Below are 19,438 nucleotides of genomic sequence, written 5' to 3'. Positions count from 1 at the left end.
CCGGGCGGGTTGCAACTTACTTAAGGGAAACTTCATGATTGGTTCAGCGGGGGCTTAGAATGGAGTTTCAGGCCCAGGCCAAAGCTGTCCCGACAATGACCAGCGCGATGCCAATCCCCTCGCGATAGGAAAAGTTCTCGCCAAACAGGAAATACGAGGCGATGGCGATCAGCACGACCTCGGCCCCCAGAATGCCGGTATAGATGATGCCCAACCGTTCGTTGCGAAGCGCGGCAAGTTCCAGCGTCGCGGCGGCCAGCAGCGTGGCAACAATCAGAAGGGTCAGGCCAACACCGGGAATTTTCCACCAGAACTTCATCGAGATCATGGCAACGGAATAAAGACCCGCCGACCCGAGGGCGATGAGAGGGATGAGCGATGTGGACATAAGGGCCTCCTGCCGAGGTTGCCGTCGCGTCAACTTTAGCAGGTGGGCGAAGTTGAAGCTGTGAGGTTGATCACAGACTTCGGTCAGAACACGATTGCGATGAGTTCGGACAGCCCAATCAGACCCAGCAACACATTCGACGTCAGGATCAGCCCTTTCAGGTTACGCGCCTTCAATCCTTGGGCAAAGCTGGTCTGCGCAAACTCCTCGGTCATGTCGCCGCGCAGGTTTTCAACATCTTCCAGCGCGGTCTTGCCCGCCAGAACACCATAGGTGGTGATCACAAGCACCAGCACGATCAGCGGCAGAGCAACTCCTTCGGCCCCAAACCCAATGACCGCGGCGATGGCGACATAGGCAAAGATCGAGGTGCGCATGACGTCGTAATAATGGTCAAGACGGCGCATCGAAATCTCGGAACGCAATTGCGGGTCCATAACACTTCCCCCTTTGAAAAATCTGTTTGGAATGCGGGGAGTCTAGCACTTTTGGCTGGATTTCAGAAATCGTGCGATTGCCAAGCCGGAGGGAAGCGCCGGCCCGAGGGGGTAAGCGGCGTCTCGGAATTCGTCCAGTAGACGAATTCAGCCGCGAACGGGCGGAGCCCCGGGGCGCAAACGCGCCTGCCACGGTTTATCAACAAACTGAGGGCAGCGCCGGCCCGAGGGGAGGCGTAAACGCGCCGCCCCATGGGGGCGGGTCGGCGCGGCCCGGCGGTGCCGCCGGGCAGCTGAGTTGATCAACGAAAAATCTAACATGAAACTACGCTTGAGGTTGCTAAGCAACGAAAAGTAAAGGTAGTTCTTTAGCAACTTTGAGGAGAACGCTTTGTCAAAGAAGAAATACCAAGTATTCTTGTCTTCCACCTATTCGGATCTGCAAACGGTACGGGACTCGATTACACGCGCATTGTATGAGATGGATTGCATACCCGTTGGAATGGAGGCTTTTCCAGCTGCTGACGAAGAGCAGTTTGAGTTCATCAAAAAGCTAATAGATCAAACGGATTACTACGTACTCGTGATTGGAGCGCGCTACGGATCGATCGCGCCTGATGGCATGAGTTATACAGAAAAGGAATACCGATACGCATTGGAAATAGGTGTCCCTGTGCTCGCTTTTGTCCACTCAAGCCCCGATACACTTCCAAAAGAAGTTTCTGATATCAGCGACCCGATAAAAGCCGAAGGATTCTATAGGTTTAGAAACGACGTAACGGCTGCAAGGATGGTCAAAATGTGGGAAAATGATCAAACTCTTCCCGCATCTGTAGTATTGGCGTTGAATCGAGCATTCGCCACCGCACCAAGGCAAGGCTGGGTCAGATCTCCATCAGTAGACAACGAAAAAACTTTGGAGAAGTTGGTCGAACTTCAAGAGGAGTTGGCAAGCGCGCGCGAAGAATTAAAACTCTTCAAAGCTGTGGAAAGGCAGCTAGAAGACATCGCCGATCTGGATACCGAAGTTACTTGCTGTGTAGAAGCCTGGAAAAGAGATCAGAACAGCAGCGTAGTGCGGGATGGCGTCAAAGAATTCTGCGTCAAGTTAGAAGATGTCTTTCGAGACGTAGGCCCCAACATGATTGAATCTCTCAACCAAGACCATTTTTCCAACATGGTGGCCCTTTTTGCTTCCAAAGGACAAAGAAAATGGAACTCGGTAGATCACAAATTTTCGCTCACACGAGAAACTTTGAACGCGTTTCGCATTCAACTAGAAGCGCTTGGTCTAATAAAAGTCTTCCGCTCTAAAACCGTAGGCGGTGACATTGCTAATTTTTGGCAGTTGACAGACGCAGGTAGTGCCGAAGTTAGAAGGCTAAACGTTATCAAAGCGAAATAACCGATTTAGAAAAATAGAACCTAATCGCCTGTCAGTTATGCACACTCAAAATGGACAGCCTCAGCTGTCCATCTTCAACGCTGAAATAAACGCCTCCTGCGGGATATCCACCTTCCCGAACTGGCGCATCTTCTTCTTACCTGCCTTCTGCTTGTCCAGCAGTTTGCGTTTCCGCGTGGCGTCGCCGCCGTAGCATTTCGCGGTCACGTCCTTGCGCAGGGCCGAGAGGGTCTCGCGGGCGATGACCTTGCCTCCGATGGCGGCCTGGATCGGGATTTTGAACATGTGGCGCGGGATCAGGTCCTTGAGCTTTTCGCACATCGCCCGGCCCCGCATCTCGGCCCGGTCGCGGTGAACCATGGTCGACAGCGCATCGACCGGTTCATCGTTCACCAGCACCGACATCTTGACCAGATTGTCCTCGGTATAGCCTGTCATCTGGTAATCAAACGACGCATAGCCCTTGGTCACCGATTTCAGGCGGTCGTAGAAGTCGAAAACAACCTCGTTTAGCGGCAGGTCATAGACGACCATGGCGCGGGAACCTGCATAGGTCAGGTCCATCTGGATGCCGCGGCGGTCCTGACACAGTTTCAGCACGTCACCCAGGTATTCATCCGGCACAAGGATGGTCGCCTTGATGCGCGGTTCCTCGATATGATCTACCTTCGAGGGGTCGGGCATGTCGGCGGGGTTGTGCAGCTCGATCATCGCGCCGTCTTTCATGTAGACGTGATAGATCACCGACGGCGCGGTGGTGATGAGCTCGATATCGTATTCGCGTTCGATGCGGTCGCGGATGACCTCAAGATGCAGCAGGCCCAGGAAACCGCAGCGGAAGCCAAAGCCAAGCGCGGCCGAAGTTTCCATTTCAAAGCTGAAGCTGGCATCGTTGAGCGCCAGTTTGTCGATTGCATCGCGCAGGTCTTCGAATTCGGCGCTGTCCACTGGGAACAGACCGCAGAACACCACCGGCTGCGCGGGTTTGAAGCCCGGCAGTGCGACTTCGGTCCCGTTGCGGTCATTGGTGATGGTGTCACCTACGCGGGTGTCGCGGACCTGTTTGATGGATGCGGTCAGGAATCCGATCTCGCCGGGGCCAAGCGAGTCGACCATCTGCATCTCGGGGCGGAAGACGCCGACACGGTCGACATGGTGCAGGGTGTTGTTTGACATGAACTTGACCCGCATCCCCTTTTTCAGCGTGCCGTCCATGATGCGGACCAGAACGATGACGCCCAGATAGGCGTCGTACCACGAATCCACCAGCATCGCCTTGAGAGGCGCGTCCAGATTGCCCTTCGGTGCGGGCAGGTGCTGTACGATTGCTTCCAGAGTTTCGTGGATGCCCTGCCCCGTTTTGGCGGAAACCTGAATGGCGTCGGTCGCGTCGATACCGATCACATCTTCGATCTGTTCGGCCACGCGGTCACAGTCGGACGCGGGCAGGTCGATCTTGTTGAGCACCGGCACGATCTCATGATCGGCGTCGATGGCCTGATAGACATTCGCCAGCGTCTGCGCCTCGACCCCTTGGGTCGAGTCGACCACCAGCAGAGAGCCCTCGACCGCGCGCATCGACCGCGAGACTTCATAGGCGAAGTCCACGTGGCCGGGGGTGTCGATCAGGTTCAGCACGTATTGCTCGCCATTGTCGGCGGTATAGTCGATGCGAACCGTGTTGGCCTTGATGGTGATGCCACGCTCGCGCTCGATATCCATGCTGTCGAGCAGCTGTTCCTTCATGTCGCGATCCTTCACCGTTCCGGTCTCTTGGATGAGCCGGTCAGCAAGGGTGGATTTGCCATGGTCGATATGCGCGACGATGGAGAAATTGCGGATATGAGCGAGGTCTGTCATGGGTTGGGGATATGTAGAGGAATCGTGGATTGGTCAATAGAAACGCGACAGAGTTTCGGTGCCTTGTCCGCTAAACTTCAAGAGGGCAGATTGGACCGCTCGTATTAGCAGGAATGCACATGGTTATTTTAACCCGTCCAGAAGAGTTTGAAGATTGGCTAAATTCGCTTTCAAACACGGCACTGAAAGCATTTGCGACGCGTTCAGCCTTAAAAGTTCTTCCCTATGCTTTTGTTTTATCAGATCAAGAAAGTAGCAGCCGCGAACAGGCGCAAATTCTTCTAGCTTGCTTTAGAGCCAATATTGTTTCTGGACTCGTTGGTACTGGGCTTTACCCAGAAATAGCTTCGATCACCTCTAGTACTCTAGGCACCCTCGACGCCGCCAATGCCGAAAACGGGTACGGTACATTAACCGACCCGACCTTATCCAACGTCGCTACTGCCGTCGCCGCAACCTTCTATGCAACGCGCGCCACGCCTGCCGAAACAATCAAGATCTCAATGCCAACGCATTCACCTACGGTGCCGAAATTACCCAAGCGCTATCTGCCGATGCTATTGCGCTAGCCGCGACACCAGATGAAACTGAGCAGGTGTTTGCCACCGAACTGTGGCATGGTGCAGTACCAGAGCCGTACGCCAGCTTGTCGCAGCGGTTTTCCGAAAACGCCCCCGAGACGCCATGGGAGTTTTGGGCTGAATGGTACGAGGGAATGCTGAAGGGTGAACCGTTGGACTGGGAGTTACAGCGGCGGGTTGCTTTGATTGGCAATAGTATTTGGAACGCAGGCCCGGAAGCTGTTGCTGAAGAAATTGCGGAAATTCAGGCAAGGTGGGAAGTCGAGAAAGCCTTATCGGACATCAAAGGTAGCCTGACAGTTAGAACCTCAGCACGCCACGGCATCGGAGGGAACAACCCTCCTAAGAGCATCGAAGATGAACGGTTGTCCGACGCGATAACCTTGATCTGGGAAACGACCGACGACCTCTCGACGGCTTTGGAAGAGGAACGCCCTGCTCGTGAGTGGATTGAAGCAATTCTGGGCAAACTCAAAGCAGGACTGGTTGGCTTACTCAAGTGGTGCGTTGGCAAGGCAAATTTAGCAGTTGGCACTGCGGTCGTTGTAGGCTCAACCAAAGGCACTACAGCGATCGTTGACGCTTACATAGCTAAACACCCGGAGAAAATTGAAGCGTTGATCGAGGCCATTGAAAGGTGGCTCCCGCTCCTGTCCTGACCGGTGCCGGGCTGAAACCCGGCCTACGGGGGTGGCGGGATTGTATCGTTTCCGGCTCGTGCAATCACTTTTTCGCAACGTATGATTGATCCGCGCGCCCATTTGATTCATACTCCGCCGCAGACCGAGAGGGGCGCAAGACACCTCCGGGCAGGCAAAAACGAGGCTCGAGTATGAAACAGTTCCTCTTAATCGCATTTTGTGCGGCATCGCTGACGGCGGTGGCTCCGGTTGCGGATGCGGCGCAGATCAAGCGGGCGTGTCTGGCGTCGGACCGGTCGGCGGCGACGCGGGATCGGTGCAGTTGCATCCAGCGCGTGGCGGATCAGGCGCTTACCCGCAGCGATCAGAAAACCGTGGCCAAATGGTTCACCGACCCCCATCAGGCGCAGGAGTTGAAGATGTCGCAGACCGCGCGCGACGATGCGCTGTGGGACCGGTATCAGAACTTTGGCCAGATGGCGCAGGCGATCTGCAGCTAAGCCCCTCTGAAACCTTGACCTGATCCACGCTGCGCCCCAGAAAGGCGCAGCGAAAGGTGTATCTTATGGTGATGAAAGGGCTGACCCTGCGGGGCCTTGAGGTGTTCGAGGCTTTGGCGCGGACGGGATCGGTGGCACAGGCCGCCGAGATCACGGGGCTCAGCCAGCCATCCGTTTCCCAACAGTTGCGCAATCTGGAAAAGGCTCTGGGCACCGAACTGGTCGATCACGGGCGCCGACCGATGCGCCTGACGCAGGCCGGGCGCAGTTTTCTGGTGCGGGCCGAGGCGGTTCTGGCCGAGCTGCAAATGGCACAAAGCGAATTGTCGGTCATGGATCTGGGGCATCTGACCACGCTCTCCATCGGATTGATCGACGACTTCGACAATGACCTGACCCCACGGCTGGCCACGCTGCTGGCGGACAGTCTGACCCGATCGAATTTCAAACTGATCACCTTGTCGAGCCTCGATCTGTTCGAGGCCTTGGCCGAACAACGCCTGCATATGGCCGTCACCGCCCATAGCGGAGAAGTGCTGGAAGGGGTGGTCGAGTACCCTCTGGTCCGGGATCCGTTCATTCTGGTTGCGCCTCAGGGGGCGGGCGGAGTGGAGGCTGTGCAGAACAGCCTGCCATATCTGCGCTATGCCCGCGAGCAGCTGATCAGCCGGCAGATCGAGGCGCATATGGCGCGCGACGCGCAGGAGTTCGAGGAACGGTTCGAGATCGGCTCGCACATGGCGCTTATGGCCATGGTTGCACGGGGTCTGGGTTGGGCGATCACGACGCCGCTGGGCTTCATGCGCGCAGCGCGTTTTCATGACGGGCTGGAGGCCCACCCTGCCCCGTTCGGGGATTTCTCGCGCAGCATATCATTGCTGGCGCGAACGGGCTGGTCCGATCAGGTGCCGCAGGAGGTCGCGGGCATGACACGGCGTCTGATGCAGAACCAGATCGTTGACCCGGCTTTGGCCAAACTGCCCTGGCTGAGCGGATCGCTGCGGGTGATCGGCGGTTAACTGTCCAGATGGGCAGCAAGGCCGTCAACCGCTGCCTCGATCAGGTCCAGCGCGCCATCGAAATCCCGTGTGTAATAGGGGTCAGGCACATGATCCGCGCCGGCCTCAGGGGCGAAATCGGTCAGCAGGCGCACCGGGGTGTCACTGCCGGCGGGGCGCAGATTCTCGATATCCGCGATGTTGTTGGCGTCCATGCCCAGGATCAGGTCGAAGCGGTCGAAATCGGCAGCGGTGAACTGACGCGCGCGCAGGTCGCCCAAATCGATTCCCCTGACCTTTGCAGCTGCCTGCATTGGGCCATAGGGCGGTTTTCCCGCATGCCAGCCCATGGTTCCGGCACTATCGGTTACGTGATGTGGCGCGCGGGCGCGAAAAACGCCCTCTGCCGCAGGCGAGCGGCAGATATTGCCCAGGCAGACAAAAAGGATACGGTGTGACATGCACCATGCTGTACCGCGCGGAGGAGAAATGGAAAAGATCGTGATTCTGACCGGGGCCGGAATATCAGCCGAGAGCGGGTTGAGCACCTTTCGCGATGAGGGTGGATTGTGGGCCCAGCACCGCATCGAGGATGTCGCCACGCCGGAAGGATTCGCCCGCGATCCCGCACTGGTTCAAGGGTTTTACAATGCGCGGCGGGTTCAGGCCTCCGAAGTTCAACCCAATGCCGCTCATGAAGCACTGGCCCGGCTCCAACGGGACTGGCCCGGAGACGTCGTGATCGTAACCCAGAACGTGGACAGCCTGCACGAGGCGGGCGGCGCAAAGGATGTCATCCACATGCACGGAACTTTGGCGGGCGCGCTGTGTTCAGCCTGTGGCCATCGCTGGACCGCCCCGCCCGAAATGGCGGTTGGGGAATCCTGCCCCGCCTGTGCGCGGCCCACGGCCCGGCCCGATGTGGTCTGGTTTGGTGAAATGCCCTATTTCATGGACGAGATTTATGACCACCTGAGCAGCGCGTGGCTTTTTGCCGCCATTGGCACCTCGGGTCAGGTTTATCCGGCGGCAGCGTTCGTGCACGAGGCACAAGCGGCGGGCGCTCGGACGATCGAGATCAATCTGGAACCGTCGCCGGGCGCATCCGGGTTTGATGAAAGAGTTGTCGGCAAAGCGACCCAGACAGTTCCGCGATGGGTCGGGCACCTGCTTGCGCCGCATAGTTAAAGTACAGACAACACTCGCTTAATTCGGTTAGAATGCCCCCGAAACGACTGGAGGACAAGACATGACGGATCAGGACCCCCGGACCGGTGAAATTCTGGATGAAGGCAGCATGGCCGGGCGCGACATGCTGGGAGAGCAGCTTTCCAGCCTGTGGTGGACCTTTCTGCTGCGCGGAGTATTGGCCGGGCTTGTCGGTATTGCAGCGCTGTTCTGGCCGTCTGGCAGCATCGCGTTGCTGCTGCGGCTGGTTGGTGTGCTGCTGATCCTCGATGGTGGCCTGACGCTTTTGGGCGTTGGGCGTCGCGGGGTGATGGGCGGCGCTGCAATCGGTGCGCTTCTGATCGGGCTTGTCCTGCTGATCTGGCCGGAAGGGACGGTCAAACTGGCCTTTTTCCTCATGGGCGCCTGGGCGCTGATTATCGGGATCGGTTCGCTGGCGGCATCCGGGCAAATGCACGAGAGAGACCCTCAACGCGGCTCCATGCGCGTCTCGGGTTTTGTCGCGCTTGTGGTCGGGCTTGTTTTGATGATCTGGCCAGCGGTCGCGCTTGTTGCACTTGGATGGGGCATCGCCTTTTCGGCACTGGCCATCGCCGCGGTCATGTTCTGGCTGGCATCCCGATTCCGCCAGGCCGGTGACCGCGTCGGTATGAAAAACGTCAACAAATAGCACCAGCGGCGGCCGCAGGAACAACAGGCCGGGCAATGCCCGGCCTGACGCATGGATGACGGCCGCAGCGCGGCCCGAAGACAGGCGTTGCCCTAGTTCGAATGAGATCCGTGCCCACCCATGTCCTGACGCTCCAGATCGACCGGGATTTCGATCTCAACCTCGCCAGCCTTTTCAAAGATCAGCGTCACCGGAACCATGGCGTCCTGCTCGAACGGTTCGGTCAGCCCCATGAACATCACATGGTCGCCGCCGCGTTTCAGCATGTGGGTTTCGCCTGCCGGAATGGCAAAGCCTTCCTCGACATGCACCATCTTGGCCACGCCATTGTCGTCGACTTTGTGCGTGTGCAGTTCAACCCGAGCAGCGGCATCCGACGTCACGCCGACCAAACGGTCGTCCGCATCGCCCAGATTCTGGATCATCATGAACGCGGCACCTGCCTTGGCGGTCTTTCCCGACGACCGGGCAAAGGCGTCATCAACTTTGATAGTGCCTTCGGCAACAGCGGGCATGGCCAGGGTCACGGCGGCCAGGGTTGCAAACAGAGTAGTTTTGAGGGACATCGTGCCTCTCCTGTATTGTAGGTTTGAAAAAGTAGTGTCTTCAAACACGTACAGGCGGCGCGCGCGCCGGGGTGCCGGGGACCGGCAAGGCGATTTGATTGACCAGATGTCGCAGCGGCGCTAACTGCGCCTGCTCTGGTGCCATAGGCATGGGCGGCTGGGCAATGGCGACCGCGCCCATCAGGGACAGCGCGTAATCCGGGCAGTAATGCGGTGGCGCGGTGGGCTGTCCGTCTTCGTCCATATAGACAACGACCGGACCGGTGCCTGTGCACAACACCATCTGACCCACGGCCCTGTCCATGCCGCGGGACACCGCAAGGCCCTGCCCGGTCAGAACCAAAAGCAGGGACAGAGCATAAGGCAGGAATCGTGTTATGGCAGGTCTCATCCTGACCCGGGTATAGGTCAGTCAGCAAAGTAGCTTCAAGCGCCAAAGGGTCGCGCTTGAAGCTGGTTTCAGTAATCAATTCCCGGTCGTTTCACCTTGCTTGTATTGAAGCTGGTGTGGGAACGATTCACCCTGCGCTGCATCCGCGTACAAGCCGAAATTGCTTTGCGAAAAACCGCGGCCAGAAACAGGAAAAGGTAGAAACTTTTTAACGTCATAGTGAGGCCCCCGCCTGATGAATGACAGTGACGATAGGTCAGATTCGGCTTTCCGTATGTGAAGCAATTCACCAATGGCGAGAAATAATTTCGAATTTGAAAACAAAGCAAGGCAGCAGCGGGCGTCTCAAAACAAAAAAGCCCCGCACCTCAGAGGTGCAGGGCCTGAAATCCCGTAAGCGAAAAGGCTTAGGCCGTGGCTTGCGCCTTGGCGATTTCCTTCTTCACTTTCAGCGCGTTCGCCGACAGTTCTTCATCCTTGGCTTTGGCCAGGAATGCGTCCAGACCACCGCGGTGGTCAACCGAACGCAGGGCGGCTGCCGAGATGCGCAGCTTGACGCCGCGGCCCAGGGTCTCGGACTGCAGGGTAACGTCATTCAGGTTCGGCAGGAAACGACGACGAGTTCTGTTTTTGGCATGGCTGACATTGTTGCCAGTCATCGGGCCTTTTCCGGTCAGTTCGCAACGGCGCGACATGGTTTCTTCCTTTGTTTCTGGAGGCCGGGCACGAAGCCCTCGGCCAAATCACAAGGGGCACAACCCGAAGTCGCGCCCGAAAACTGGTTGGATGCGTGTAGTGGGAATCGCAGGAAGCGTCAAGACGGACCGAACGAATTCTTTCATTTTGCGCCCGCCTTTGAAACCTTGCCCCCTTTCACCCCGTCAGCTCAGTGTGCCAAGCAGTTCTTCGGCCGCGCGGGCCGGGTTCAGACGCCCGGCCGAGACTTCAGCGTTCAGGCGTTCCATCTCGGCCTTGGCCTGCGGCGTGTCGAGCCGAGCCAGAAGGGCATGGCGGACTTCCTGATCGAACCAGTATCGCGCCTGTGCGGCCCGGTTGGCTTCCCAGATACCGTTGTCGCGGCGCCACCGGGTCAGGGATTGCATCTCGTCCCAGGCTTGCTCCAGCCCCTGTTCTTCGACCGCTGAAACGGTCATTGCCTTGGGGAAACCTTCGGGATCCTGCGGGCGCTTGCGCAGCAATCGCAACGCGCCGGCATAGTCTGCGCATGTCCGGGTCGCCGTGGCCTTCAGGTCGCCATCCGCCTTGTTGATCAGGATGATATCGGCCATCTCCATGATGCCACGTTTGACACCCTGCAATTCGTCCCCACCCGCCGGGGCCAACAGCAACAGGAACAGGTCCGACAATTCGGACACCACCGTTTCAGACTGCCCGACGCCCACGGTTTCAATCAGCACCACGTCATAGCCTGCGGCCTCGCACAGGGCGATGGCCTCGCGGGTCCGTCGGGCAACGCCGCCGAGATGGCTCTGGCTGGGGGAGGGGCGAATAAAGGCGTTCTTCTCGCGGCTCAGGCGTTCCATCCGGGTTTTGTCCCCCAGAATCGAGCCCCCCGAACGGGCAGAGCTGGGATCGACTGCCAGAACCGCGACACGCAGCCCCTGCCCCGTCAGCATCATGCCAAAGCTTTCGATGAAGGTGGACTTGCCCACCCCGGGCGTACCCGACAAACCGATCCGGAGCGCCTGACGCCCCGATCCTGCGAGCTGGGCCAACAGCTCGCTGGCCTGTGCACGATGATCGGCGCGATTGCTTTCCACCAGAGTGATCGCGCGGGCCAGCGCCCGGCGCTCGCCCTTCAAAATCCTGTCGCTGAGGCTGTCTGTCTGCATTCTTGTCCCGATCCTAGAGGCAGGAATAGTTGCCGCGCTCGGGGGGCGTTTGTCCAGACCGCAGGTCGCCGGAAATGCGATCAAAGCGAAAGCTGCGTCAATTCGTGCGTTGCTTGGCCGTTCAGGGTTGATTCTGCCGCCCCGGTGTCACCAGAACGTGCGCGGCGCGAGAACTGGACGACACCAGCATGATCGCGGATAAGAACCGGATGACGATACGCCTGCCCATCGACGACGCCATTCCCGAACTGCTGCACAGATTGTGCGCGCAGGGCCGCGCGGTATTGCAGGCCCCACCGGGGGCGGGCAAGACCACGCGGGTTCCCCTGGCAATGCTCGAGGCGGGTTTGTGCGAAGGCAGGATCGTGATGCTGGAGCCCCGGCGGCTGGCGGCCCGGGCCGCTGCCGAGCGGATGGCCGAGACCCTGGGAGAGCGCGCAGGGCAGACCGTGGGATACCGTGTGCGCGGCGAGGCGAAAGTGTCGAAAGACACCCGGATCGAGGTGGTGACCGAAGGCATCCTGACCCGGATGCTGCAATCCAACCCGGATCTGCCGGGAATTGGCGCAGTGATTTTCGATGAATTCCACGAACGGTCTCTGAACGCCGATCTGGGGCTGGCCTTGTGCCTCGAAGTGACCGACGCATTGCGGGACGATCTGATCCTGCTGGCCATGTCAGCCACGCTGGATGCGGATCCGGTCGGCGCGTTGATGGCGGCCCCTCTGGTCACATCGGACGGGCGCAGCTTTCCGGTTGAGACGCGCTGGCTGGATCGGCCATTGGGGCCGCAAGCGCGACGGTTGGATGCGTTGATCGATCTGGTGGTGCAGGCCGAGCGTGAGACCCGGAAGTCCGGCGGCGGAATTCTGGTTTTCCTGCCGGGAGAGGGTGAGATCCGACGCGCTGAAAGCCTTTTGAACGGTCGGTTGCCCGACAGATGCGTGGTGCGCCCGTTATTCGGGGCCATGCCCTTTGCAGCCCAGCGTGCCGCGATTGCCCCGGTGGAACAAGGGCGCAAAGTCGTGCTGGCGACGTCGATTGCCGAAACTTCGCTGACGATCCCCGACATCAAGATCGTGGTGGATATGGGACAGGCCCGGCGGGCTCGGTTCGATCCGGGATCGGGCATGTCCCGGCTGGTGACCGAACGGGTGACCCGGGCCGAGGCCACACAGCGCGCGGGCCGGGCCGGACGGGTGGCCGAAGGGGTGTGTTACCGGCTCTGGTCGAAGGGGGAAGACGGTGCGCTGGCCGCCTACCCGCCTGCCGAGATCGAAGCGGCGGATCTGACTGGGCTGGCGCTGGAGCTGTCCCTGTGGGGCGCTGACGCGGCCGATCTGGCCTTTCTGACTCCACCTCCCGAGGGGACGATGGCCGAGGCGCGGGCTTTGCTGACAATGCTGGGCGCACTCGATACCAATGGGCGGATTACCGATCATGGGCGCGCCCTGGCGGCACTGCCCTTGCATCCCCGGCTGGGGCACATGCTTGTGCGGGCCGGTCCGAACGCCGCCCCGTTGGCGGCCTTGATGGCCGAGCGTGACCCCCTTCGCGGCGCGCCGGTGGATATCACCCTGCGGCAAGAGGCGCTGCGCGACCCCCGGGCCTTTCAGCGCAACAGGGTCTGGCAGGTCAACATGGGCGCAGTGGATCGGATCAATGCCGAGGCCAGACGGCTGCGAAAACAGGCCAAGGGCGACTCGCCCGATCTGAGCCCCGCCGCCATGGCCGCGCTGGCCTATCCTGACCGCATCGGGCAGCGGCGCAAGGGCGACGCGCCGCGCTATGTGCTGTCAGGGGGGAAAGGTGTTGTTCTGGACAGTGCGGATTCACTGGCCAACGCTTCGTTTCTGGTCGTCATCGACACGGATGGCAACCCGAGCGAGGCGAAGGTCCGGATGGCCACCCAGATTTCGGAACGCGACATCCGCGATCTGTTCGCGGATCAGATCGGCTGGGTCGAGACCTGCGCCTGGTCCAAACGCGAGCGGCGCGTCGTGTCGCGGCGGCAAGAGCGGTTCGGTGCGATCACATTGGACGACCGCATCTGGAAGGACGTCCCGGACGACGCTGTGGCCCGCGCGATGCTGGATGGGATACGCGATCTGGGCCTGCGGCTGGAGGGTGCCGCCGCGCGCCTGGCCGCCCGTGTCGAACTGGTGCGCGCCGATGGCGTCGATCTGCCCGATTTTTCGGTCGCAGGCCTGATGGCCGATATGGAAGACTGGTTGCTGCCCATGCTGTCAGGGGTCAAAAGCGCCGAAGACTGGAAGAAATTCGATCTTTTGCCCGCCCTGCGCGCCCGGCTGGACTGGGCGCAGACGCAGGAACTGGACCGGCGCGCTCCGGGGTCATTTGAAACGCCGCTGGGGCGCAAGGTGCCAATTGATTACAGCGCGGCCGTACCGGAAATCTCGGTCCGTTTGCAGGAAGTGTTTGGCGTGACCCGACACCCGGCGATCGGCGGCCAGCCTTTGAAGATCACTCTGCTGTCACCGGCGCAGCGCCCGATCCAGATAACGCGTGACCTGCCCGGTTTCTGGGCGGGCTCTTACGCGGATGTACGCAAGGACATGAGGGCGCAATACCCCAAACACCCCTGGCCCGAAGACCCGACCCAGGCTGATCCCACGCTGAGGGCAAAACGCAGACGTGACTAGTGCCGTCAGCAAAGCCCGAGCCTTGCCCAAAATCCACAAAACAACCCAGAAAACCCTCAAGAATCGGCCAAACCCGGCCAAAACTGGAAGGTTTAATTGAAACTCACCATTTCCGTTGTTAAGTCGTATCAACTTTGAAGTCATAGAGTAGACTGACAAAAAAACTGATGAATGCATGGCTGCAAAATATCTGGGAAGAGGTCGGGCGACCGCTGTTCCTGCGCCCCCGACGGGTGCAGTTTGCGGCGTTATGCACCCGCGTTTATGACGGGCACGATCAGGTTCTGCTGATCACCAGCCGTGACACCAAACGCTGGATCATCCCGAAAGGCTGGCCCATCGATGGTTTGAGTGGCGCGGAAACAGCCCTTCAGGAGGCCTGGGAAGAGGCCGGAGTGCGCGCGGATGCAGTTCACGATGAACCCGTCGGCCAATTCACCTATGACAAGATCCTCAAAAACGGATCAGCGCAACCGGTATTGACCAATGTCTACAGGATTTCGGTGCGCGCGCTGGCGGATGACTTTCCCGAGGCCGATCAGCGCGAGCGCAGCTGGTTTTCGCCGGTTGAAGCGGCCACTCTGGTGCAAGAGCCCGAGCTTCAGGCCTTGTTGCGCAGACTGTAAGGAATTCGCAACGTTTCGATGGCACCCAGCTTGCCTGAGCATCCGGATACCGTTAGTGGCGCACGATCCTACAATATCTGACCAAGTTCATGTCTGACACGAATCCGAAACCACGCTGGCAAACGTTGGACAGCGACCTGCACCGAATTTCGCGGGTCGAAACCGCCAACATCCATGTCGCGCGCCACCTGCTGGCACCGGGGGTCGCACTGGCCTTCATGGCGCTTGCCGGGCTGACGGCGGCGGTCCTGTTCGGTCGGGCGGATGGCAGCCATGTCGTGGTCGCGGCGGCCGCGTTCGGGGCCTATATGGCGATCAATGTCGGTGCCAATGACGTGGCCAACAACATGGGGCCAGCGGTCGGCGCGAATGTGCTGACCATGGGCGGCGCCATCGTGATTGCCGCCATCGCCGAAAGCGCAGGTGCGTTGCTTGCGGGGGGTGACGTGGTCTCGACCATCTCGAAGGGGATTGTCGATCCCGCCTCGGTGCAAAACAGCGAGGTGTTCATCTGGGCCATGATGGCAGCGCTGATATCTTCGGCCATGTGGGTCAACCTGGCGACCTGGATTGGCGCCCCTGTGTCCACAACGCATTCAGTCGTGGGCGGGGTGATGGGTGCGGGCATTGCAGCAGCGGGCCTGAGCGCGGTGAACTGGGGCACGATGAGTGCAATTGCAGCCAGCTGGGTGATTTCGCCGATGCTCGGGGGTGCGGTTGCCGCGGCTTTTCTGGCGCTGATCAAGTCGAAAATCCAGAATCAGGACGACAAGATCGCCGCCGCGCGCAAATGGGTACCTGTCCTTTTGGCGGTGATGGCGGGGGCCTTTGCCACCTATCTGTCCGTCAAAGGCCTGCAACGGATCGTGCATATCGATCCGGAAATGGCCCTGTTGATCGGGTTGGGCGTGGGGCTGCTGACCTGGTCCGTGACCGTCCCGTGGGTCAAGCGCAGATCCGAAGGGATGGAGAACCGAACCCGGTCGCTGAAGACGCTGTTCGGCCTGCCGCTTGTGATCTCGGCCACGTTCCTGAGCTTTGCCCACGGCGCAAATGACGTGGCCAATGCGGTCGGCCCGCTGGCCGCGATTGTCCATGCGGCCGAATTCGGAGAGTTCGCCGCGAAAGTTCCAATCCCGCTTTGGGTGATGATCATCGGAGCGTTCGGGATTTCCTTCGGTCTGTTTCTGTTCGGCCCCAGGCTGATCCGGATGGTGGGCCGCCAGATCACCAAGCTGAACCCGATACGCGCCTTTTGCGTCGCCCTGTCGGCGGCGATCACCGTAATTCTGGCCAGCTGGCTTGGCCTGCCGGTCAGTTCGACCCATATCGCCGTTGGTGCAGTCTTTGGCGTCGGCTTCTACCGAGAGTGGGATTCCGAGCGCCGGCGCAAACAGGGAAAGCGTCACCGCACAGAACATCACCTTGCCCCGGAAGAATACCGCCGTCGCAAGCTGGTACGGCGGTCGCATTTCATGACCATCGTGGCCGCGTGGGTAGTCACTGTGCCCGCCGCCGCAACCATGTCGGCCGTCATTTACTGGGTGTTGACCGCGTTCGCCTGAGGGAGACCGTCAGAGCCTGATCTGTTCCGGCGACAACGGGTGATCGGGTGCATGCTTGATCAGGTCGGACACCTGCGTGCAGATGGGTGTTGGCACTCCGGTTTCGTGACCCATCCGGATGATGTGACCTTGCAGGCTGTCAATTTCCGTTTGCCGCTCGGCCATGAGGTCATAGGCCATGGACGTTCGCGCGCTGGGGTCGATTGTCAGCATCCGGGCCGCGATGCGGGTGAACAGCGGTGTCGGCAGCCGCAGAATATGCGGGGTCATCCATGCCGGAAGCGGTGTGGTCGAGGCCACGGGATGACCCGCCGCCTTGAGGACGGTCAGCGCCTCGGACATCTGATCCGCCATGAGATTGCGCCAGTCGCGGTTCATCAGCTGATCCACCAACGTGAGGCCCGACAAGGCATTAAGCGCATTGTTCAGGTTGATCACCAGCTTGCCCCATTGCAGGGCTTCGATCTGGTCGCTGGACTTTACGGGAAGGTCTGCGCTGCTCAGCTGCGCGGCCAGATCACCGGTGCCGCTTTGGATGACGATCTCTCCGGACGTGGCCCGATGATAGGTGGCAGGGCCGTTTGGCACCACGTTGAACGGAACCATACCCGCACGCACATCGCGCCCCGGCAAGGCCTCACGCAATGTTGCGGCAGCTTCGATACCGTTTTGCCAGGACAGGATCGGGGCATCCTGCCGCGTAAAGCGCTCAATTTGCTCGGCCATGTCTGCGGTTGCGCCCGATTTGACGGTGACGATGACCAGTTCGGCCTGATCCAGACAGGCCGGATCTTCGCTGAGCGTCAGGCCCCCGGTCGGAATCGTGACGTCAAGGCCATCAAAGTCAGTGACCTTCAGCCCGTGCTCTCGGATCGGGTCCAGCACATGGGCGCGACCCAGCAGGGTTACAGCGTGGCCCGCACGGGCCAGCAAAGCACCACAGTAACAGCCAATGCTGCCCGCGCCTGCAAGGACAAGATTCATGATACCCCCTCCGGTACACCCGAAAAGGATCACCGCAAACGTCCTGTGACACAAGCCCGCTTGCCCCCGACGTCACGCGCTAGCGGGCCAGCCGGGGTTTGGTGCGCTCAAGCTCTTTGGAAATAGGGATAAATTCCTGATCGTCGCCCGGAGGCAGTTGAAATGCTCCATTGGCCCAATCGGCGCTTTTCCACTCACGGGTTGCGGTTTCGATCTTTTCCTTCGAAGACGAAACGAAATTCCACCAGATGTAGCGGTCTTCATTCAGGGTCGCTCCGCCCAGCAGCATCAGCCGTGCGCCCAATGCACCGGCCTTGACAGACAGCTTGTCCCCGGGCCGGAACACCATCATGCGGCCCTCGTCAAACCTGTCGCCCGCGATTTCGACCGAACCTTGCGTAACATAGACACCGCGATCTTCGTGGTCGTCAGGCAGAGGGAAAGACGCGCCGGGTTCCAATTGCACGTCGAGATAGAAGGTTTCGGACAGCATCGTGACCGGGCTGGTTTCACCATAAGCCGAACCCAGGATCAACCGGGCGCTGACGCCTGCATCCTGAATATGCGGCAACGCGGCCTGTTTGTGATGTTCGAAATCTGGGGCCATATCCTCATGCGCTTCGGGCAAAGCAATCCAGGTCTGAATGCCGAACAGGCTGTGTTTCCTGCCGCGTGTTTCGTCACTGGTGCGCTCGGAATGGGTGACACCACGCCCTGCAACCATCCAGTTGACCTCGCCGGGATAGATCATCTGATGTGTGCCAAGGCTGTCACGGTGCTCGAATTCGCCCTGGTACAGATAGGTAACCGTGCCCAGTCCGATATGGGGGTGGGGGCGCACGTCGATGCCGCCTTCGGTGATGAATTCAGCCGGCCCCATTTGATCGAAAAATATGAAAGGGCCTACCAACTGTCGTTTTACCGAAGGCAGCGCGCGGCGCACCTCGAACCCTCCCAGGTCACGGGCACGCGGGATGATTAATGTGTCCAGCGCCGGATTCTCCGAAATGCACTCCGGATTGTGTGTCGGGTTCCAACTCATTTCAGCTCTCCCTTCGTTGCGGATGGTCAGGCCACCCGCGTTCACTCAGGTAAGAAATAGCCACGCGAAGCAGCCCATAAAGTGCACAATCGCACAGATTAAGTGCGACGCCGTTCCGATCAACGCGGCCAGAGTTGCGGGAAAAACGGCCCGTCAATCCTATCCCCCTCGCCATAGCCTGCCGCCTCGAACTGCGCGCGCTCATCCTTGGCCCAGTCGCCGCGATACCGGATGACACCATCAGGTGCCGTCATGCGAAGGGTGAAGCGCCGCACCGTTTCCGACGGCGTGGTCGAGGACAACCCGCCATGCAGCGTTCGCATGTCGAAAAAGATACAATCCCCAAGCTCCAGATCCCATTGCAGCAACTCATACGCGCCGGGGTCGGCATTGACATCGGGTGGCGGATGATAGGTCAGCCCGGCGACTTCGGTGGGCTCATAGCTGGGATGTCCATCGACAAACCGCACCCGCATGAACAGCTTGTCCCATAGGTGTGAACCCTTCACGAATGCGATGCCGTTTTCCTTGGTCACGGGTTCCAGCGGCAGCCAAAGGACACACATCGCGCCTTCGAAGTCGAAGTAAGACAGGTCCTGATGGAAGGGCGGGCGCGAGGTCGAGCCGGCCTCGCGCAGGAACCAGTTGTCCATGACAAGGTTGATGGATGGCACCCCCAGCAACCCGGCGGCAAGCGGAGCGCAGGGCGACTTGTGAACGAATTCGTTGAATTGCGGGATTTTGTTCCAGGCCCAGTAGTCTTCGTAATAGCCCGGGGCGTTCGGATCCTTGGTATGACGGGTGAAATTATCCGTCGGCGTGTCAAGGTCGGCGTCGATACCTGCGCGCAGCAATGACAACCAGTCGGATGAGAATTTCGACCGCAGAACAACAGCACCATCGCGTTGGAAGGCGGCAATGTCTTCCTGTGTGACCATATCTGCTGTCGTCATGGAAAAATCATCCCGATGTGGTTCGGTGGCCCCGAGCATCGCACCAGGCACCGCCAGAGGTCAAAGAGATTCGTTTCGACGACCCGGAATCACTCACAGAACCGTGAGGACGCGGGGATCCAACCGC

21 protein-coding genes are annotated in these 19,438 nt (G+C 59.7%); 10 read left to right on the top strand and 11 right to left on the bottom strand.

The features are described 5' to 3' along the window. Positions 1-67 precede the first annotated feature (67 nt). Both ACR3E6_RS10085 and ACR3E6_RS10080 read right to left on the bottom strand, forming a co-directional pair. Positions 68-388 carry a hypothetical protein gene (locus ACR3E6_RS10085; RefSeq protein ID WP_170345061.1) on the bottom strand — a complete coding sequence of 107 codons (321 nt, stop codon included), beginning with the start codon at positions 386-388 and terminating at the stop codon, positions 68-70. 83 nt (positions 389-471) lie between these two features. Further along, a complete protein-coding gene (locus tag ACR3E6_RS10080; protein ID WP_171641127.1) occupies positions 472-825 on the bottom strand; it encodes a hypothetical protein in 354 nt (117 codons plus the stop codon). 391 nt (positions 826-1,216) lie between these two features. On the opposite strand from ACR3E6_RS10080, the gene ACR3E6_RS10075 reads away from it, so the two are divergent. Continuing rightward, the gene (locus tag ACR3E6_RS10075; RefSeq protein WP_480486976.1) at positions 1,217-2,230 is read left to right on the top strand and encodes a DUF4062 domain-containing protein; all 1,014 of its coding nucleotides are present in this window, start codon (positions 1,217-1,219) and stop codon (positions 2,228-2,230) included. Positions 2,231-2,290: 60 nt separating this feature from the next. On the opposite strand, the gene lepA is transcribed toward ACR3E6_RS10075, so the two are convergent. Then, entirely contained in the window at positions 2,291-4,090 is a 1,800-nt protein-coding gene (gene lepA / locus ACR3E6_RS10070; protein ID WP_171638190.1) for a translation elongation factor 4, read from the bottom strand. A 119-nt stretch (positions 4,091-4,209) separates the two neighbouring features. On the opposite strand from lepA, the gene ACR3E6_RS10065 reads away from it, so the two are divergent. The 4 genes from ACR3E6_RS10065 (at position 4,210) to ACR3E6_RS10050 (ending at position 6,831) form a co-directional block, all read left to right on the top strand. Further along, positions 4,210-4,659 (top strand): hypothetical protein, encoded by a 450-nt coding sequence (locus tag ACR3E6_RS10065; RefSeq protein ID WP_480486974.1) that lies wholly within the window; start codon positions 4,210-4,212, stop codon positions 4,657-4,659. 26 nt (positions 4,660-4,685) lie between these two features. After that, a complete protein-coding gene (locus ACR3E6_RS10060) occupies positions 4,686-5,330 on the top strand; it encodes a hypothetical protein (RefSeq protein WP_480486972.1) in 645 nt (214 codons plus the stop codon). 173 nt (positions 5,331-5,503) lie between these two features. After that, a complete protein-coding gene (locus tag ACR3E6_RS10055; RefSeq protein WP_171229650.1) occupies positions 5,504-5,812 on the top strand; it encodes a hypothetical protein in 309 nt (102 codons plus the stop codon). A 65-nt stretch (positions 5,813-5,877) separates the two neighbouring features. After that, positions 5,878-6,831, top strand: coding sequence for a LysR family transcriptional regulator (locus ACR3E6_RS10050; protein WP_480486969.1), 954 nt, complete (start codon positions 5,878-5,880; stop codon positions 6,829-6,831). Here the strand turns inward: ACR3E6_RS10050 and ACR3E6_RS10045 are convergent. Then, positions 6,828-7,271, bottom strand: coding sequence for a low molecular weight protein-tyrosine-phosphatase (locus ACR3E6_RS10045; RefSeq protein WP_171638194.1), 444 nt, complete (start codon positions 7,269-7,271; stop codon positions 6,828-6,830). The genes ACR3E6_RS10050 and ACR3E6_RS10045 overlap by 4 nt on opposite strands. Positions 7,272-7,299: 28 nt before the next feature. On the opposite strand from ACR3E6_RS10045, the gene ACR3E6_RS10040 reads away from it, so the two are divergent. Then, a complete protein-coding gene (locus ACR3E6_RS10040) occupies positions 7,300-7,998 on the top strand; it encodes an NAD-dependent deacylase (RefSeq protein WP_480488122.1) in 699 nt (232 codons plus the stop codon). A 61-nt stretch (positions 7,999-8,059) separates the two neighbouring features. Then, on the top strand, positions 8,060-8,668 hold the full coding sequence (locus tag ACR3E6_RS10035) for an HdeD family acid-resistance protein (protein ID WP_171638196.1): 609 nt from the start codon (positions 8,060-8,062) through the stop codon (positions 8,666-8,668). A 92-nt stretch (positions 8,669-8,760) separates the two neighbouring features. Here the strand turns inward: ACR3E6_RS10035 and ACR3E6_RS10030 are convergent, their stop codons facing one another. The 4 genes from ACR3E6_RS10030 to meaB all read right to left on the bottom strand — a co-directional run bounded on the left by ACR3E6_RS10030 (position 8,761) and on the right by meaB (position 11,478). After that, positions 8,761-9,234, bottom strand: a complete 474-nt coding sequence (locus ACR3E6_RS10030) for a copper chaperone PCu(A)C (RefSeq protein WP_209546981.1) — start codon at positions 9,232-9,234, stop codon at positions 8,761-8,763. 40 nt (positions 9,235-9,274) lie between these two features. Next, positions 9,275-9,625, bottom strand: coding sequence for a hypothetical protein (locus ACR3E6_RS10025; protein ID WP_171638200.1), 351 nt, complete (start codon positions 9,623-9,625; stop codon positions 9,275-9,277). 407 nt (positions 9,626-10,032) lie between these two features. Next, positions 10,033-10,320, bottom strand: a complete 288-nt coding sequence (gene rpmB, locus ACR3E6_RS10020; RefSeq protein ID WP_050603240.1) for a 50S ribosomal protein L28 — start codon at positions 10,318-10,320, stop codon at positions 10,033-10,035. 186 nt (positions 10,321-10,506) lie between these two features. Then, entirely contained in the window at positions 10,507-11,478 is a 972-nt protein-coding gene (gene meaB, locus ACR3E6_RS10015; protein ID WP_171232539.1) for a methylmalonyl Co-A mutase-associated GTPase MeaB, read from the bottom strand. A gap of 188 nt (positions 11,479-11,666) precedes the next feature. Between meaB and hrpB the strand changes: the two genes are divergently transcribed. From hrpB to ACR3E6_RS10000, 3 genes are all read left to right on the top strand, one after another. Then, the gene (gene hrpB, locus ACR3E6_RS10010) at positions 11,667-14,141 is read left to right on the top strand and encodes an ATP-dependent helicase HrpB (protein ID WP_480486966.1); all 2,475 of its coding nucleotides are present in this window, start codon (positions 11,667-11,669) and stop codon (positions 14,139-14,141) included. Between the two features lie 167 nt (positions 14,142-14,308). Further along, positions 14,309-14,767: an NUDIX hydrolase gene (locus ACR3E6_RS10005; RefSeq protein WP_171724395.1), complete on the top strand. Its 459-nt coding sequence runs from the start codon at positions 14,309-14,311 to the stop codon at positions 14,765-14,767. A gap of 89 nt (positions 14,768-14,856) precedes the next feature. Then, positions 14,857-16,332, top strand: coding sequence for an inorganic phosphate transporter (locus tag ACR3E6_RS10000; protein ID WP_480486964.1), 1,476 nt, complete (start codon positions 14,857-14,859; stop codon positions 16,330-16,332). Between the two features lie 9 nt (positions 16,333-16,341). Here ACR3E6_RS10000 and ACR3E6_RS09995 read toward each other — a convergent pair whose 3' ends face one another. The 3 genes from ACR3E6_RS09995 to ACR3E6_RS09985 all read right to left on the bottom strand — a co-directional run bounded on the left by ACR3E6_RS09995 (position 16,342) and on the right by ACR3E6_RS09985 (position 19,311). Beyond that, positions 16,342-17,316, bottom strand: coding sequence for a 2-dehydropantoate 2-reductase (locus ACR3E6_RS09995; RefSeq protein WP_480486962.1), 975 nt, complete (start codon positions 17,314-17,316; stop codon positions 16,342-16,344). A 79-nt stretch (positions 17,317-17,395) separates the two neighbouring features. Next, positions 17,396-18,358: a pirin family protein gene (locus ACR3E6_RS09990; protein WP_171638206.1), complete on the bottom strand. Its 963-nt coding sequence runs from the start codon at positions 18,356-18,358 to the stop codon at positions 17,396-17,398. A 119-nt stretch (positions 18,359-18,477) separates the two neighbouring features. Continuing rightward, complete coding sequence (locus ACR3E6_RS09985; RefSeq protein WP_171638208.1) at positions 18,478-19,311, bottom strand: phytanoyl-CoA dioxygenase family protein; 834 nt, start codon at positions 19,309-19,311, stop codon at positions 18,478-18,480. Positions 19,312-19,438: the final 127 nt, after the last annotated feature.

Source organism: Ruegeria sp. AL3 (assembly GCF_056536065.1).
Note: the sequence above shows the minus strand (reverse complement) of the source record. Positions and strands in the feature narration are given on the sequence as shown.